This is a genomic window from Serratia bockelmannii (assembly GCF_008011855.1).
Classification (GTDB): Bacteria; Pseudomonadota; Gammaproteobacteria; order Enterobacterales; family Enterobacteriaceae; genus Serratia; species Serratia bockelmannii.
The window spans coordinates 22,925-39,252 of the sequence record NZ_VOUX01000026.1 but is presented as its reverse complement, the minus strand read 5'-3'; the positions used below and the strand labels follow the sequence as shown (position 1 = coordinate 39,252).

14 protein-coding genes are annotated in these 16,328 nt (G+C 60.1%); 10 read left to right on the top strand and 4 right to left on the bottom strand.

The window, feature by feature from the left end; genetic code table 11:
- Window positions 1-205 precede the first annotated feature (205 nt).
- Window positions 206-2,641, bottom strand: coding sequence for a bifunctional aspartate kinase/homoserine dehydrogenase II (locus tag FOT55_RS13425; protein ID WP_147823561.1), 2,436 nt, complete (start codon window positions 2,639-2,641; stop codon window positions 206-208).
- 2 nt (window positions 2,642-2,643) lie between these two features.
- Window positions 2,644-3,804, bottom strand: a complete 1,161-nt coding sequence (metB, locus tag FOT55_RS13420) for a cystathionine gamma-synthase (RefSeq protein ID WP_025304659.1) — start codon at window positions 3,802-3,804, stop codon at window positions 2,644-2,646.
- Window positions 3,805-4,108: 304 nt separating this feature from the next.
- On the opposite strand from metB, the gene metJ reads away from it, so the two are divergent.
- On the top strand, window positions 4,109-4,426 hold the full coding sequence (gene metJ / locus FOT55_RS13415; RefSeq protein ID WP_006317756.1) for a met regulon transcriptional regulator MetJ: 318 nt from the start codon (window positions 4,109-4,111) through the stop codon (window positions 4,424-4,426).
- A gap of 77 nt (window positions 4,427-4,503) precedes the next feature.
- Here the strand turns inward: metJ and rpmE are convergent, their stop codons facing one another.
- A complete protein-coding gene (rpmE, locus tag FOT55_RS13410; protein ID WP_004931078.1) occupies window positions 4,504-4,719 on the bottom strand; it encodes a 50S ribosomal protein L31 in 216 nt (71 codons plus the stop codon).
- A 200-nt stretch (window positions 4,720-4,919) separates the two neighbouring features.
- On the opposite strand from rpmE, the gene priA reads away from it, so the two are divergent.
- The 7 genes from priA (at window position 4,920) to rraA (ending at window position 12,985) form a co-directional block, all read left to right on the top strand.
- The gene (priA, locus tag FOT55_RS13405; protein WP_049205326.1) at window positions 4,920-7,115 is read left to right on the top strand and encodes a primosomal protein N'; all 2,196 of its coding nucleotides are present in this window, start codon (window positions 4,920-4,922) and stop codon (window positions 7,113-7,115) included.
- 291 nt (window positions 7,116-7,406) lie between these two features.
- Window positions 7,407-8,435, top strand: coding sequence for a DNA-binding transcriptional regulator CytR (gene cytR, locus FOT55_RS13400; RefSeq protein WP_004931082.1), 1,029 nt, complete (start codon window positions 7,407-7,409; stop codon window positions 8,433-8,435).
- A 65-nt stretch (window positions 8,436-8,500) separates the two neighbouring features.
- The gene (gene ftsN / locus FOT55_RS13395; RefSeq protein WP_147823560.1) at window positions 8,501-9,430 is read left to right on the top strand and encodes a cell division protein FtsN; all 930 of its coding nucleotides are present in this window, start codon (window positions 8,501-8,503) and stop codon (window positions 9,428-9,430) included.
- 102 nt (window positions 9,431-9,532) lie between these two features.
- Window positions 9,533-10,063 carry an ATP-dependent protease subunit HslV gene (gene hslV, locus FOT55_RS13390; RefSeq protein ID WP_004931085.1) on the top strand — a complete coding sequence of 177 codons (531 nt, stop codon included), beginning with the start codon at window positions 9,533-9,535 and terminating at the stop codon, window positions 10,061-10,063.
- A 12-nt stretch (window positions 10,064-10,075) separates the two neighbouring features.
- On the top strand, window positions 10,076-11,410 hold the full coding sequence (gene hslU, locus FOT55_RS13385; protein WP_025304663.1) for an HslU--HslV peptidase ATPase subunit: 1,335 nt from the start codon (window positions 10,076-10,078) through the stop codon (window positions 11,408-11,410).
- A gap of 96 nt (window positions 11,411-11,506) precedes the next feature.
- On the top strand, window positions 11,507-12,424 hold the full coding sequence (locus tag FOT55_RS13380; RefSeq protein WP_015379416.1) for a 1,4-dihydroxy-2-naphthoate polyprenyltransferase: 918 nt from the start codon (window positions 11,507-11,509) through the stop codon (window positions 12,422-12,424).
- Between the two features lie 75 nt (window positions 12,425-12,499).
- Window positions 12,500-12,985, top strand: a complete 486-nt coding sequence (gene rraA / locus FOT55_RS13375) for a ribonuclease E activity regulator RraA (protein WP_004931090.1) — start codon at window positions 12,500-12,502, stop codon at window positions 12,983-12,985.
- 60 nt (window positions 12,986-13,045) lie between these two features.
- Here the strand turns inward: rraA and zapB are convergent, their stop codons facing one another.
- The gene (gene zapB / locus FOT55_RS13370; protein WP_004931092.1) at window positions 13,046-13,285 is read right to left on the bottom strand and encodes a septal ring assembly protein ZapB; all 240 of its coding nucleotides are present in this window, start codon (window positions 13,283-13,285) and stop codon (window positions 13,046-13,048) included.
- A gap of 524 nt (window positions 13,286-13,809) precedes the next feature.
- Between zapB and FOT55_RS13365 the strand changes: the two genes are divergently transcribed.
- Both FOT55_RS13365 and glpK read left to right on the top strand, forming a co-directional pair.
- On the top strand, window positions 13,810-14,655 hold the full coding sequence (locus FOT55_RS13365) for an MIP/aquaporin family protein (RefSeq protein ID WP_049195738.1): 846 nt from the start codon (window positions 13,810-13,812) through the stop codon (window positions 14,653-14,655).
- 42 nt (window positions 14,656-14,697) lie between these two features.
- Entirely contained in the window at window positions 14,698-16,206 is a 1,509-nt protein-coding gene (glpK, locus tag FOT55_RS13360) for a glycerol kinase GlpK (RefSeq protein WP_025304664.1), read from the top strand.
- Window positions 16,207-16,328: the final 122 nt, after the last annotated feature.

The window sequence follows — 16,328 nt, the reverse complement described above, 5'->3', positions numbered from 1 at the left end:
ACTGTTTTTATTTCATCTTGATGAGCGTCTATACGTTTAGACGTCTAGATAGAAAATGCCGCATGTTGGCTAAAGAGTCAACAGGAAAATGAGGGGAATAAGATGATTAATCCTCACCCGCTCAACGAGGGAATTTCATGACAGCGGCAAAGATAAGTATGGCAGGAAAAGCAAAGGGGCGCGGTGAGCCCGCGCCCGCAGAGGATTAAAGCAGCTGCGCCAAACGGTTAAGGTCTGACTGGATAGCGCCGGCGGTCACATCGCGGCCGGCGCCCGGCCCGCGGATCACCAGCGGATTATCGCGATACCAGCGGCTTTCGATGGCAAACATGTTGTCGCACGGCAGCAGCGAGGCCAGCGGGTGCTCAGGGCGCACCGCCTCCACACCGACCCGCGCCTTGCCGTTGGCGTCGAAACGCGCCACGTGACGCAGCACCAGGCCCATTTCGCTGGCGGCCTCAAAGCGCTGCTGCATCTGCTGATTCAGCGCCTCACCGTTCTCGAAGAACTGATCGACGGAGCCCAGCTCGCAGCCCGCCGGCACCAGCGACTCGACCCGCACCTGGTTCGGCTCGATGTCGTAGCCCGCCTCGCGCGCCAGGATCACCAGCTTGCGCATCACGTCCTGGCCGGAGAGATCGACCCGCGGATCCGGTTCGGTCAGCCCCTGCTGCCAGGCCTGATCCACCAGCTCGGTGAACGGCACCGTGCCGTCATACTGCAGGAACAGCCAGGAAAGCGTGCCGGAGAAGATGCCGCTGATCGCCAGAATGCTGTCGCCGCTGTCGCGCAGATCGCGCACCGTGTGGTTGACCGGCAGGCCGGCACCGACGGTAGCGTTATACAGCCAGTGGCGGCCGGTTTTGGCGAAGGCGTCGCGTATTTGGCGATAGCTGTCGCTGCACGAGGCCCCCGCCAACTTGTTGGCGCTGATCACGTGAAAACCGTAGCTGGCGAAATCCAGATACTGCCCGGCCAGCTCTTCGCTGGCGGTCACGTCGAGCACCACCAGATCGTCGAACGGGTGCGCGCGCATCCACAGGAACAGCGATTCTTCATCCAGCTCCTGCGCTTCGTCCTCAAAGAATGCCAGCGCGCGGCTGGCGTCCAGCCCGTCATAGTTCAGCAGGCTGCGGCGGCTGTCCACCACCCCCGCCAGGATAAATTCGAAGCCGCTGCGCGCGGAGATATTGGTCTGTTCACGGGCGAACAGCTCCAGCCAGCGCGACCCGATGTTGCCCTTGCCGAACAGCACCAGACCGATGCGCTTCTCGGCGCGGAACAGGCTTTGGTGCAGCCCCTGAATCAGCAGCGCGGTCGGCCCCTGGCGCAATACCGCCACCAGGCTGATGCCATCTTCCGCCTGCCAGATAAACTCGACCGGCTGATCTTTCAGCTGCTGATAGAAACGGTGGCTGTGCAGCGGGTTCTTGCACACCCCGGCGCCGACCATCGCCACCAGCGCCAACCCTTCGCGCAGGTGCAGCTCGCCTGGCAGCGCCGAGGCCTGCAGGATCGCCAGTGCGCTGTTGACCACCTCGGAGGTGTAGCACAGCTGCACCCGATTGCGGTCAGGATGGATGCCCACCGCCAGCGGTTTGATCTGCGCGCGTTTGAGCACCAGATCCAACTCTTTCTGCGCCAGTTTGAAGTCATGCTGAGCGGCGACGTGCAGCTCAATCAGGCACACGTCATCGTGGCTGGTGACAATCTTGGCGCCGGTGCCGGACGCCAATACGCGCTCGATGCGCGTCGAGCCCTGCTCCGGCTGGTAGCTGCAGCGCAGCTGAAGATCGATATCGCTGCCGGAGACCGGCTGCAGGGTGCGGGTATGCAACACCGGTGCCGCCAGGCGTGCCAGCTCGCTGGCTTCGTCCAGGCGCAGCAGCGGCAGCAGGCAGGCGTCTTTCACCTTGCGCGGGTCGGCGCTGTATACCCCGGCCACGTCGCTCCAGATGGTGACACGCGCAGCGCCGGCCAACGCGCCGACCTGAGTGGCAGAGTAATCACTGCCGTTGCGCCCCAACAGCACGGTTTCCCCGGCGTCGTTGCGCGAAATGAAGCCGGTCACCACCAGGCGCTTGCCCGGATGTTGAGCCAACAATTGCTGCAGCAGCGGATAAGAACGGCCTTCATCCACCTGCGGCTGCGCGGCGCGTTCGGCGCGCAGGAAATCACGCGCATCCAGCCAGGCCGCCTGCATATCCAGGTGGTTGAGCACCGCCGCCATCAGGCGCGCCGACCAGATCTCGCCGTGCCCGACCACTTCGGCATAGCACACCTCGTCAGCTTTACCGTCCAGCAGCACCGCCAGACGTTCCAGATCCTGAATGAACTCGGCGATCAGCGGCTCGGCGCTTTCCGGCGGCAACAGGCCGCTGATAAGATCGCTGTGATAACGACGCAACGTCTGCTGCACCTGGTGCGCAGACAGGCGATCGCTCTGGCTGAGCTTCAGCCAGTTGATCAACTGGTTGGTGGTACTGCCGGCGGCCGATACCACCATCATGTCGCCCGGCTGGCTGTATTCCGCCATAATCCCGGCCACACGCAGATAACACTTCACATCCGCCAGACTGCTGCCGCCAAACTTGTGCAGTTGACGCCCGCTCACCGGCCCTGCTACAGCAATTGCATTCATGCTTACCTCGTTGCCGCCGCCTGGAAAGCGCGTTCCAGATCGGCAATCAAATCTTCACTGTCTTCAATACCCACGGAAATGCGCAGCAAGCTCTCGGAGATGCCGGCCGCTGCCCGCGCCTCCGCCGCCATGCCGGCGTGGGTCATGGTCGCTGCATGCGAGATCAGGCTTTCTACGCCGCCCAGCGATTCTGCCAGAGTAAACAGCTCAAGGGCAGAGAGAAAACGGCGCAGCACCGCTTCATCGCCGTCCAGTTCAAAACTCAGCATCGCGCCGAAACCACGCTGCTGCCGGCGGGCGATCTCATGCCCCGGATTTTCCGGCAGGGAGGGATGATACAGCTTTTTCACCAGCGGTTGCTGCTGTAAATAACCGACAATCGCTTCGGCGTTTTGCTGCGCCGCCTTGATGCGCGGCGACAGCGTGCGCATGCCGCGCAGCAGCAGATAGCTGTCGAACGCACCGCCGGTTACACCGATATTGTTCGCCCACCAAGCCAATTCGACCGCCAGCTCGGGATCTTTGGCAATCACCGCGCCGGCCACCACGTCCGAATGCCCATTCAGGTATTTGGTGCAAGAATGGACCACCAGATCGGCACCGAGTTCGATCGGCTGTTGCAGGGCCGGGCTGAGGAAGGTGTTGTCCACCACCGTCAACGCGCCCGCCGCGTGCGCGGCGGCGCAGATCGCCGCGATATCCACCACCCGCAGCAGCGGATTGCTGGGGCTTTCAATCAGCACCAGCTTCGGCTTTTGCGCCAGCGCCTGCTGCAGGGCGGCTTCATTACCCTGATCGACGAACAGCACGCGATAGGCGCCGCGCTTGCTCAGGCTGTCGAACAACCGATAGCTGCCGCCGTAGCAGTCGTGCGGCGCCACCAGCAGATCGCCGGGCTTCAGCAGCACAGTGGTCACCAGATGGATCGCCGACATCCCGCTGCCGGTCATCACCGCGCCGGCACCGCCTTCCAGCTCCGCCAACGCACGTTGCACCACGTCGCGCGTCGGGTTGCCGCGGCGCGAGTAGTCATGGGCTCGGGGTTGGTTGAAGTCGGTAAAGTTATAGGTGCTGGACAGATGAATCGGCGGGACGACGCAGCCGTACTGTTCGTCATCGTTCAGGCCGCTGCGTACGGCAATCGTGGCTGGTTTACGCGTCATGGTCTCGCTCGGCTCTCGGTTCGGTGAATGAGGCCTAAAGAGTAATCGCAGGATTGATAGACGTCAATACATCTGGACATCTAAACTTCTTTGCGTATAGATTGAGCAATGACACAATACCCGCTAAAATTATGCCGATATGACATGACGATAAGATGTTAAGCGGCAATGCCTGACCGAAGCGGGGCATTCAGTGACCCTGGTCGCGTAAAATTGACATTTATTTAGTGAGAACAGTGAAGATCGGGCATAATTGGCCGGTTTTTAGAATTTTGTAATTTTTCTGACAAAGTTAAGGTGTCCCATGGCTGAGTGGAACGGCGAGTATGTCAGCCCTTACGCTGAACACGGTAAAAAAAGCGAGCAAGTCAAAAAGATCACGGTATCCATTCCGCTGAAGGTCCTGAAAATCCTCACCGACGAACGGACCCGTCGCCAGGTGAACAACCTGCGCCACGCCACCAACAGCGAACTGCTGTGCGAAGCGTTTCTGCATGCCTTTACCGGCCAGCCGCTGCCGAACGATGAAGACCTGCGCAAAGAGCGCAGCGATGAAATCCCGGAAGCCGCAAAAGTGTTGATGCGCGAACTGGGTGTCGATCCCGATACCTGGGAATATTGAGAACCGCCCGGCGAACGCCGGCGGCAGAAACGAAAAAAGGCGCCCAAGGCGCCTTTTTCATCGGACGATAAGAAATCTTATTTCTTAGCGCCTGGTACGCTGAAACGCTTGTTGAAGCGGTCAACGCGGCCACCGGTAGCAACGTCACGCTGCTTGCCAGTGTAGAACGGGTGGCATGCGCCACAAACGTCCAGGTTCAGATCGTGGCCCACGGTGGAGCGGATCTTCATCACGTTACCGCAAGAGCAGTTAGCAGTAACTTCTTCGTATTTTGGGTGGATACCTTGTTTCATGGGAAACCTCAGTTAAGGCCGTGTCGCTATCCAGCCCTGTTTCGCCAGACACCACACGTGGTTGATAATAGAATTTTGGTATCGAATTATACCAAAGGCGGCAAATTATACAGCATTAGCCGAGGCGCGCAATCGGAACCGTACATTTGCCGATGCGCCGTGTAAACTGATGCCCACTTTTTTTCAATTTGGATGAGATCATGCCCGTCGTACACGTTGCCTTGCCGGTCCCCCTCGCCCGCACCTTCGACTATCTGCTGCCGCCCGGCATGCAGCCGGTGGCCGGCGCGCGCGTGGGCGTGCCCTGGGGCAGGCAGCATGCGATCGGCATCGTCACCGGCTGCAGCGACACCAGCGAACTGCCGCTGGACAAGCTCAAACCGATCGACAGCGTGATAGACGCCGAGTCGCTGTTCTCCCCCAGCCTGTGGCGCATCCTGCGCTGGGCCAGCGATTACTATCACTACCCCATCGGCGAAGTGCTGTTTCACGCGCTGCCGATCCTGCTGCGGCAAGGCAAACCGGCCGAAGCCGCGCCGCTGTGGCAGTGGTTCGCCACCGAAGAGGGGCGCGCCACCCCGCCCGAAAGCCTGAAACGCGCGCCGAAACAGCAGCAGGCGCTGGCGGCGCTGCTGCAACGCCCGGTCTATCGCCATCAGGTAAGCCAGCTGGAGCTGACGGAAAGCGCCCTGCAGGCGCTGCGCGCCAAAGGGCTGATCGATCTGCGCGCTCAGGTCGCGGATACGCACGACTGGCGCCCCAACTTCGCGGTGCTCGGCGAGCGGCTGCGGCTGAACACCGAACAGGCTACCGCCGTCGGGGCGATCAGAAGCGAGGATGAGCAGTTCGCCGCCTGGCTGCTGGCCGGGGTGACCGGCTCCGGCAAGACCGAGGTGTACCTCAGCGTGCTGGAAAACGTGCTGGCCAAAGGCCGACAGGCGCTGGTGCTGGTGCCGGAAATCGGCCTGACGCCGCAAACCATCGCCCGCTTTCGCGAGCGCTTCAACGCGCCGGTGGACGTGCTGCACTCCGGACTGAACGACAGCGAGCGGCTGGCGGTTTGGCTGCGCGCGCGCAGCGGCGAAGCCGCCATCGTCATCGGCACCCGTTCGGCGCTGTTCACGCCATTCCGGCAGCTGGGCGTGATCATCATCGACGAAGAGCACGACAGCTCTTATAAACAGCAGGAAGGCTGGCGCTACCACGCCCGCGATCTGGCGGTGTTCCGCGCCCGGGAAGAAGACATCCCGATGGTGATGGGCTCCGCCACGCCGGCACTGGAAACGCTGCACAACGTGCAACTGGGCAAATATCGCCAGTTGAAGCTCACCCAGCGCGCGGGCAACGCCAAACCGGCGGCGCAGCACCTGATCGATCTGAAAGGGCTGCCGCTGAAGGTCGGCCTGTCGCAACCGCTTTTGAAAAGCATGCAGCACCATTTAAAAGCCGGCAACCAGGTGATGCTGTTCCTCAACCGCCGCGGTTACGCCCCGGCGCTGCTGTGCCACGAGTGCGGTTGGATCGCCGAGTGCCAGCGCTGCGATCACTACTACACCTTCCACCAGCATCAGCGTCAGCTGCGCTGCCACCACTGCGACAGCCAGCGACCGGTGCCGCACCAGTGCCCACAGTGCGGATCCACCCATCTGGTGTCGGTCGGCGTCGGCACCGAACAGCTGGAGCATGAGCTGGCGCCGCTGTTCCCCGACACGCCGATCACCCGCATCGATCGTGACACCACCAGCCGCAAAGGATCGCTGGAGCAACACCTGGCGGATATTCATCGCGGCGAAGCGCGCATTCTGATCGGCACACAGATGCTCGCCAAAGGCCACCATTTTCCCGACGTCACGCTGGTGGCGTTGCTGGACGTGGACGGCGCGCTGTTCTCCGCCGACTTCCGCTCCGCCGAGCGTTTCGCTCAGCTGTATACCCAGGTCTCCGGGCGTGCCGGCCGCGCGGGCAAACAGGGTGAAGTGCTGCTGCAAACCCACCATCCGGAGCACCCGCTGCTGCAGGTGCTGCTGCAACAGGGTTACGACGCCTTCGCCAAACAGACGCTGGCGGAGCGCAACAGCGTGTTTCTGCCGCCTTACACCAGCCACATCATCGTGCGCGCCGAAGATCACGACAACCAGCAGGCCCCGTTGTTCTTGCAGCAGCTGCGCAATCTGTTGGAAGCCAGCCCGCTGAAGGACGACTCGCTGTGGGTGATGGGCCCGGTGCCGGCGCTGCAGTCGAAACGCGGCGGCCGTTTCCGCTGGCAGCTGTTGCTGCAACATCCGACGCGGCGCGTCCTGCAACAGCTGATGAAAAGCTCGCTGCCGCTGATCGGCACTCTGCCGCAAACGCGCAAGGTGAAATGGACGCTGGATGTCGATCCGATCGACAGCTGATCCCGGAAAAGTCCGATTTAGCTGCGGCAGTGCAAACGTTTACCCTTGAAATTGCGAGCGAACGCTAAAAAACCTTCTCAGGTCACATTTTTTATGCAAATTAGGTAACAAAGGCGGGGCGTATTCTGTTTAGAATGTCTGCGAGGGCAAATTTTGTCGCCACATCGCAGCGCGACGGAGTGCCCGAACGCGAGTGGCGCTCAATGACAACAATCCCGCCACCGCATGCCGGACATTGTGAGCAAACAGCAGTAGTGGCGTCGGCATGGGGCTGACGCAAGGAGAAAGGCGTTGGAACACAAGAAAGAGTTATCCATGGCGACCATGAAAGACGTCGCCGAAATGGCGGGCGTTTCAACGGCTACCGTATCGCGTGCGCTGATGAACCCGGAAAAGGTGTCGACGCCAACGCGCCAGAAAGTAGAACAGGCCGTGCTGGCCGTGGGTTATTCTCCTCATGCTCTGTCACGCAATATCAAACGCAACGAATCTCGCACTATCCTGGTGATCGTGCCCGACATCTGCGATCCGTTTTTCGCCGATGTGATCCAGGGGATCGAACAGACCGCCGCCCAACAAGGCTATCTGGTGCTGATCGGCGACTGCGCGCAGCAAAACCAGCAAGAACGCACCTTCGTCAATCTGATCATCACCAAACAGATCGATGGCATGCTGCTGCTGGGCTCTAACCTGCCGTTCGACGCCAGCAAGGAAGAGCAGCGCAACCTGCCGCCGATGGTGATGGCCAACGAGTTCGCGCCCGAGCTGGAACTGCCGACGGTGCATATCGACAACCTGACCGCCGCCTTTGAAGCCGTGCATTATTTGCATCAACTGGGCCACCGGCAGATCGCCTGCGTCGCCGGGCCGGAACAGATGCCGCTGAGCCATTATCGGCTACAGGGTTACGTTCAAGCGCTACGTCGTAATGGCATTACCGTCGAAAGCAGCTATATTACCCGGGGTGATTTTACCTACGAAGCCGGCGCGCAAGCGCTGACGGCGCTGATGGCGCAGCCGAAACCGCCGACGGCGGTGTTCTGCCACAGCGATGTCATGGCGATCGGCGTGCTGTCCCAGGCGAAGAAAATGGGGCTGCGGGTACCGCAGGATCTGTCGATCGTCGGCTTTGACGACCTCAAGCTGGCGCAGTATTGCGATCCGCCGCTGACCACGGTGGCGCAGCCGCGTTTCCAGATAGGCCAACAGGCGATGTTATTGCTGTTGGAGCAGTTGAACGGCCAGACGGTGGCCAGCGGCTCCCGGCTGTTGGACAGTGAATTGATTATCAGAGGCAGCACCGCTGCCCCGAAACGCTAGTCAAATATTTTAGGGTTCAGTAACATGACGGACTTATCCTCTCATCAGGACACAGCGGAATAATAGTGGCACAAAAAGACTATGTAAGCCGTGGGCGCGCAGCAGGAGCTAAGCGTAAAACCCCCAGCCGTAAAAAACGCAGTTCTCCGAAGGTTTCCAAAACCGTGCTGGCGTTAGCCGCCGCGTTGCTGGTTATCTTTGTCGGTGGCCTCTATTTCATTACCCACAACAAGCCGGAAGACGCGCCGTTGTTGCCTGCGCACACCACGCGCCCCGGCAACGGCCTGCCGCCGAAGCCGGAAGAGCGCTGGCGCTACATCAAAGAGCTGGAAAACCGGCAGATCGGCGTGCAAACACCGACCGAACCGACGGCCGGCGGCGAGCTCAATTCCAAAACTCAGCTGACCGCCGAACAGCGGCAGTTGCTGGAGCAGATGCAGGCCGACATGCAGCAGCGCCCGACGCAGCTGAACGAAGTGCCGTATAACGATCCGGGCCAGGTCAACGCGCGCAGTAACCGCCAGCAGCAGATGCAACAACAGCAAATGCAACAACAGCAAATGCAACAGCAGCCGGTTACCCAGGCGCCGCGCAACCCATTCAACAACGGGGCCACCACCGCGCCGGTGCAGCAGCACCAGCAGCCGAAGCCGGTCACCCCACCGCCGGTGCAGGTGAAACAGCCTGAGCCGAAGCCGCAACCGAAGCCGGAGCCCAAACCGGAAGTGAAACAGGAAACGGCCAAGCAGGAAACCAAGCCGGAATCGAAACAGAAGTGGATGGTGCAATGCGGTTCGTTCCGCGCCACCGATCAGGCTGAATCCGTGCGTGCGCGCCTGGCGTTCGAAGGCATCGAGAGCCGCATCACCGCCGGTGGCGGTTGGAATCGCGTGGTGCTCGGCCCCTACAGCAGCCGCGCAGCAGCGGATAAAACCCTTTCACGCCTGAAGGGCGTCGGCATGTCGAGTTGCATTCCCCTCTCCGTTGGGGGTTGAAAAGCGTCAATCCCCCCCCATCTATACTCTCAATATGCCTCGTAGCGTCTGCGAAAGCAGGCGCTGCGGGGACTTCTTTCCGTCTTTAACGAGGGTCTGCTCGTGACAACAATTGTAAGCGTACGCCGCAACGGCCAGGTCGTCATCGGTGGTGATGGCCAGGCAACCCTGGGTAATACGGTGATGAAGGGTAACGTCAAGAAAGTGCGTCGCCTGTATAACGACAAAGTGATCGCCGGTTTCGCCGGTGGCACCGCTGACGCCTTCACGCTGTTTGAACTGTTTGAACGCAAACTGGAAATGCATCAGGGCCACCTGGTGAAAGCCGCCGTGGAGCTGGCGAAAGATTGGCGCACCGACCGCATGTTGCGCAAGCTCGAAGCGCTGCTGGCAGTCGCTGATGAAACCGCTTCGCTGATCATCACCGGCAACGGCGATGTGGTGCAGCCGGAAAACGATCTGATCGCCATCGGTTCCGGCGGCCCGTACGCTCAGGCCGCCGCCCGCGCCATGTTGGAAAATACCGAGCTGAGCGCCCGCGATATCGTTGAGAAATCCCTCAACATCGCCGGTGACATCTGTATTTATACCAACCATTTCCACACCATTGAAGAATTGCCTTCCAAAGCGTAAGGATCGAATACCATGTCTGAAATGACCCCGCGCGAGATCGTCAGCGAACTGGACAGCTATATCATTGGCCAAAACAAGGCCAAACGCGCTGTCGCCATTGCCCTGCGCAACCGCTGGCGCCGGATGCAGCTCAACGAGATGCTGCGCCACGAAGTGACCCCGAAAAACATTCTGATGATCGGCCCGACCGGCGTCGGTAAAACCGAAATCGCCCGTCGTCTGGCGAAGCTGGCCAACGCGCCGTTCATCAAGGTTGAAGCCACCAAGTTCACCGAAGTGGGCTATGTGGGCAAAGAAGTGGATTCCATCATCCGCGATCTGACCGATGCTGCCATCAAAATGGTGCGTATGCAGTCGATCGAGAAAAACCGTACCCGTGCCGAAGAGTTGGCCGAAGAGCGCATTCTCGACGTGCTGATCCCGCCGGCCAAGAACAACTGGGGCCAGCCGGAAGAGCATCAGGAGCCGTCCGCCGCCCGCCAGGCATTCCGCAAGAAGCTGCGCGAAGGCCAGCTGGATGACAAAGAGATCGAAATCGATCTGGCCGCCGCGCCAATGGGCGTGGAAATCATGGCGCCTCCGGGCATGGAAGAGATGACCAACCAGCTGCAGTCGATGTTCCAGAACCTCGGCGGCCAGAAGCAAAAACCGCGCAAGGTGAAGATCAAAGAAGCCTTCAAGCTGCTGGTGGAAGAAGAAGCCGCCAAGCTGGTGAACCCGGAAGAGCTGAAAGAGCAGGCGATCGAAGCGGTTGAACAGCACGGCATCGTATTTATCGATGAGATCGACAAAATCTGTAAGCGCGGCGGCCAGAGCTCCGGCCCGGACGTCTCGCGCGAAGGCGTGCAACGCGATCTGCTGCCGCTGGTGGAAGGCTGCACCGTATCCACCAAGCACGGTATGGTGAAGACCGACCACATCCTGTTCATCGCTTCCGGTGCGTTCCAGACCGCCAACCCGTCGGATCTGATCCCAGAACTACAGGGCCGTCTGCCGATCCGCGTTGAGCTGCAGGCGCTGACTACCGAAGACTTCGAGCGCATCCTGACCGAGCCGAGCGCATCGCTGACCGAACAGTACAAAGCGCTGATGGGCACCGAAGGCGTCAATATCGAGTTCACCGCCGACGGCATCCGCCGCATCGCCGAAGCCGCGTGGCAGGTCAACGAAAGCACCGAGAACATCGGCGCGCGTCGTCTGCACACCGTGCTGGAGCGTCTGATGGAAGATATTTCCTACGATGCGAGTGAAATTAATGGCCAATCCATTACAATTGATGCGGATTACGTGCGCAGTCATCTGGATGAACTGGTGGCGGATGAAGATTTGAGTCGTTTTATCCTATAATCGCTCAATCATTGTCTTGTCAGTCATCTGTGTGGGAGGCATTGCCTCCCACAATTATTTCTAACGGACACCGCAACTTACTGACAGAAGCGAAACATGAGCTCATCAACCTCCACCACCCCGATTTCCGCCTGGCTGGAAAGTCTACGCCCCCGCACCCTGCCGTTGGCCTTTGCCTCCATCGTGGTCGGCTCGGCGATCGCCGCCTGGCACGGCAGCCTGAAACCTGAAGTGGCGCTGCTGGCGCTGTTGACCGCCGGTCTGCTGCAGATCCTCTCCAACCTGGCGAACGACTACGGCGATGCGGTCAAAGGCAGCGACAAAGAAGATCGCATCGGGCCATTGCGCGGCATGCAAAAAGGCATGATCACCCAGGCGCAGATGAAGCGGGCGCTGGTGGTGACGGTGGTGCTGATCGCCCTCGCCGGCTGTTCGCTGATCGCCGTCGCCTGCGAGCAACCCAGCGACGTGGTGGGCTTCCTGGTGCTGGGCGGGCTGTCTATCGTGGCGGCGATCACTTACACCGTCGGCAACAAACCCTACGGGTATTTGGGGCTGGGCGACATCTCGGTGCTGGTGTTCTTCGGCTGGCTGAGCGTGGCCGGCACCTACTATTTGCAAACGCACACCTTCGACAGCGTCGTGATGCTGCCGGCCACCGCCTGCGGCCTGCTGGCGACGGCGGTGCTTAACATCAACAATCTGCGCGATATCGAGAGCGATCGCGAAAACGGCAAGAATACGCTGGCGGTGCGTCTCGGCCCGCACAAGGCGCGCATTTACCATGCCCTGCTGCTCGGCGGCGCGGTGCTGTGTTTCGCGCTGTTTACGCTGTTCAACCTCCACAGTCCGTGGGGTTGGCTGTTCGTGCTGGCGATCCCGCTGCTGGTGCGCCACGGCCTGCGCGTGCTGCGCGATCCGACGCCGGTCGGCATGCGGCCGATGCTGGAGCACATGGTCAAGGCGGCGTTGCTGGCCAACCTGCTGTTCGCCATCGGCGTGGCGCTCAGTTAAAAACTGATGATTTTGCCAACAGGGCGAATAAAGGGATATACTGAACATTCCTGCGGCAAACAGACGTAAAATCCTATGAAATACGATACTTCCGAACTTTGCGACATCTATCATGAAGAGGTGAACGTTGTTGAACCTCTGTTCTCCAATTTTGGCGGGCGTACTTCATTTGGCGGGCAGATCACCACGGTGAAATGCTTTGAGGATAACGGCCTGTTATTCGATCTGCTTGAAGAAAACGGCCGCGGCCGCGTGCTGTTGGTCGACGGCGGCGGTTCGGTTCGCCGGGCGCTGATCAACGCCGAACTGGCGCGCCTGGCCGCCCAGAACGAATGGGAAGGCATCGTGGTGTACGGCGCGGTGCGCCAGGTGGACGATCTGGAAGAGCTCGACATCGGCATTCAGGCGATGGCGGCGATCCCGGCGGGTGCCGTAAGCGAAGGCGTGGGCGAAAGCGATATCCGCGTCAACTTCGGTGGCGTCACCTTCTTCTCCGGCGATCACCTGTATGCCGACAACACCGGCATCATCCTCTCCGAAGACCCGCTCGACATCGAGTGATTTTCGGACATGAAAAAGGGCGCCTGAGGCGCCCTTTTCGTTGCTGCATGGCGTGAGGAATCAGACCTCTTCCATTTTGCCCAGCAGCGCGCGCAGGCGATCTTGCCATACGTGCTGTTCTTCTTTCAGCTGTTGGTTTTCGCGCACCAGCGCTTCGTGGTTGCCGGAGGCAGCCTGAACTTCCTGCGACAGAGAGTTGTTTTTGTCTTTCAGCTCTTCAATTTCCATCTGCAACAAGGTGATGGTATCAATCGCCTGCTGTACTTTTGCTTCCAGTTTCTCAAATACTTCAAATGACATGCTTCAGTCCCCTCATGATAGCAAGGCGTACATCTATAGGTAGCGGCCGCAACGTCGGCTGCAGCTACTGCGAATATTGCATCGCGCTCAGTGACGCGCGCCGTTACGGAAGGCGCGCCAGTCTCGATTCGTTAAAAACGATTGTAAGTAGCCAGTCTCCGCCTGTCTAGCAACATACCGGATCATCGCGCAGTCTGTTGCAATTTTCCTGCCCTCACCATCAGTAAAAACTGAAAATCCCCACCATCATCGCCGCGAGTTGTTAACAGCCCTCACCAAACCACTGGTCAGATCACACTTTTATGGCTCAGAAAGAACACTAAACGACGCGAAATCGCTCAATTTTATGACGCGCCACACACATTTTGATTTCGCTATTTCTCGTTTATGTTCGTTAACGATAAATTTACATCACGTCCTCATTCAATAATTGGACGAGATGAAAAAAACTGTGCCCATAGGCCGGATCTCTACCCAACTGAGCCTATAAACCAACAACCGCCGTTTTGCAGGACACCAACATTATGAGCCAAACCACCAGTCCGACATTAAAAGGCCAGTGCATCGCCGAGTTCCTCGGCACGGCGCTGCTGATCTTCTTTGGCGTAGGCTGCGTTGCCGCACTGAAACTGGCGGGCGCCAGCTTCGGCCAGTGGGAAATCAGCATCATTTGGGGCCTCGGCGTCGCCATGGCCATCTATCTGACCGCCGCCATTTCCGGCGCGCATCTCAACCCGGCGGTCACCCTCGCCCTGTGGCTGTTCGCCTGCTTCGACGGGCGCAAAGTGGTGCCTTACATCATTGCGCAGATCGCCGGCGCCTTCTGCGCCGCTGCCCTGGTCTATGGGCTGTACTACAACCTGTTCTTCGACTTCGAAGCGGCTCACCACATGGTGCGCGGCAGCAACGAAAGCCTCGAACTGGCCAGCATCTTCTCGACTTACCCTAACGCGCACATCTCCGTCGGCCAGGCCTTCCTGGTAGAAATGGTGATCGCGGCAATCCTGATGTGCCTGATCCTGGCGCTGACCGACGACGGCAACGGCATCCCGCGCGGCCCGCTGGCACCGCTGCTGATCGGTATTCTGATTGCCGTGATCGGCGCCTCCATGGGACCATTGACCGGCTTTGCGTTGAACCCGGCGCGTGACTTCGGCCCGAAACTGTTCGCCTACCTGGCCGGCTGGGGCAAAGTCGCCTTCACCGGCGCACGCGACATCCCATACTTCCTGGTGCCGATCTTCGCTCCTATCGTCGGCTGTGGCCTGGGCGCTTTCGGTTACCGCGCGCTGATTGGCCGCCACCTGCCGTGCGACGTCTGCGTGACGGAAGAAGAGCCCGACGCCAAGACCCAGCAGCGCAAAGCGTGATGGGTGCAGTTTTACACGGTTAACAACAGCAGGATAATTACCATGACTGTAGAAAAAAAATACATTGTCGCACTCGACCAAGGGACCACCAGCTCACGCGCCGTCGTGCTCGATCACGACGCCAACATCGTTGCGGTATCGCAGCGCGAATTCCCGCAGATCTATCCAAAGGCCGGCTGGGTTGAGCACGACCCGATGGAAATCTGGGCGTCGCAAAGCTCGACGCTGGTAGAAGTGCTGGCGAAAGCCGACATCAATTCCGATCAGATCGCCGGCATCGGCATCACCAACCAGCGCGAAACCACCATCGTCTGGGAAAAAGAGACCGGCAAGCCGGTCTACAACGCCATCGTCTGGCAGTGCCGCCGCACCGCCGACATCTGTGAGAAGCTCAAACGCGACGGCCTGGAAGAGTACATCCGTCACAACACCGGCCTGGTGGTTGACCCGTACTTCTCCGGCACCAAGGTGAAGTGGATCCTGGACAACGTCGAAGGCGCCCGCGAGCGCGCCAAACGCGGCGAACTGCTGTTCGGCACCGTCGATACCTGGCTGGTGTGGAAGATGACCCAGGGGCGCGTACACGTCACCGATTACACCAACGCCTCACGTACCATGATGTTCAACATCCACGAGCTGGACTGGGACGAGCGCATGCTGGAAGTGCTGGATATCCCGCGCGCCATGCTGCCGAAAGTCCGTCCTTCCTCCGAGGTGTACGGCCAGACCAACATCGGCGGTAAGGGCGGCACGCGTATTCCTATCGCCGGTATCGCCGGTGACCAGCAAGCGGCATTGTACGGCCAGCTGTGCGTTCAACCGGGCATGGCGAAGAACACCTACGGCACCGGCTGCTTCCTGCTGATGAACACCGGCAAAGAAGCGGTGCGTTCGAAAAACGGCCTGCTGACCACCATCGCCTGCGGCCCACGCGGCGAAGTGAACTATGCGCTGGAAGGCGCGGTGTTCATCGGCGGTGCGTCTATCCAGTGGCTGCGCGACGAGCTGAAACTGATCAGCGACGCCGCCGACTCCGAATATTTCGCCACCAAAGTGAAAGACAGCAACGGCGTCTACGTGGTGCCGGCCTTCACCGGCCTGGGCGCGCCCTACTGGGATCCGTATGCCCGCGGCGCCATCTTTGGCCTGACCCGCGGCGCCAACAGCAACCACATCATCCGCGCCACGCTGGAATCCATCGCCTTCCAGACTCGCGACGTGCTGGACGCCATGCAGGCCGACGCCAACACCCGCCTGCAATCGCTGCGCGTGGACGGCGGCGCGGTCGCCAACAACTTCCTGATGCAGTTCCAGTCCGATATCCTCGGCACCCGCGTAGAGCGCCCTGAAGTGCGTGAATCGACGGCGTTGGGCGCCGCGTTCCTGGCGGGCCTGGCCATCGGCTACTGGAACGATCTGGATGAGGTGAAGAGCAAAGCGGTGATTGAGCGTGAATTCCGCCCAAGCATCGAAACCACCGAACGCAACTACCGCTACAGCGGCTGGAAAAAAGCGGTGGCACGCGCGCAGGCGTGGGAAGATCACGACTAAACCCAGCCTTGCCGTTACCCCCCAAATTGCGCTGCCTGCGGGCGGCGCTTTTTTTTGCCCCGCCCCGCCGGCGCCGCGCTGTGATAGACTTTGCCGATATTTTCTTCCCTTTCTCACAGACA

Excerpts from the sequence above, each read along its gene's own strand:
- rpmE (WP_004931078.1), bottom strand. The coding sequence starts at position 4,719 with ATGAAACAAGGTATCCACCCAAAATACGAAGAAGTTACTGCTAACTGC.
- priA (WP_049205326.1), top strand. The coding sequence starts at position 4,920 with ATGCCCGTCGTACACGTTGCCTTGCCGGTCCCCCTCGCCCGCACCTTC.
- hslU (WP_025304663.1), top strand. The coding sequence starts at position 10,076 with ATGTCTGAAATGACCCCGCGCGAGATCGTCAGCGAACTGGACAGCTAT.
- FOT55_RS13380 (WP_015379416.1), top strand. The coding sequence starts at position 11,507 with ATGAGCTCATCAACCTCCACCACCCCGATTTCCGCCTGGCTGGAAAGT.
- zapB (WP_004931092.1), bottom strand. The coding sequence starts at position 13,285 with ATGTCATTTGAAGTATTTGAGAAACTGGAAGCAAAAGTACAGCAGGCG.
- metB (WP_025304659.1), bottom strand. The coding sequence starts at position 3,804 with ATGACGCGTAAACCAGCCACGATTGCCGTACGCAGCGGCCTGAACGAT.
- rraA (WP_004931090.1), top strand. The coding sequence starts at position 12,500 with ATGAAATACGATACTTCCGAACTTTGCGACATCTATCATGAAGAGGTG.
- FOT55_RS13425 (WP_147823561.1), bottom strand. The coding sequence starts at position 2,641 with ATGAATGCAATTGCTGTAGCAGGGCCGGTGAGCGGGCGTCAACTGCAC.
- glpK (WP_025304664.1), top strand. The coding sequence starts at position 14,698 with ATGACTGTAGAAAAAAAATACATTGTCGCACTCGACCAAGGGACCACC.
- metJ (WP_006317756.1), top strand. The coding sequence starts at position 4,109 with ATGGCTGAGTGGAACGGCGAGTATGTCAGCCCTTACGCTGAACACGGT.
- FOT55_RS13365 (WP_049195738.1), top strand. The coding sequence starts at position 13,810 with ATGAGCCAAACCACCAGTCCGACATTAAAAGGCCAGTGCATCGCCGAG.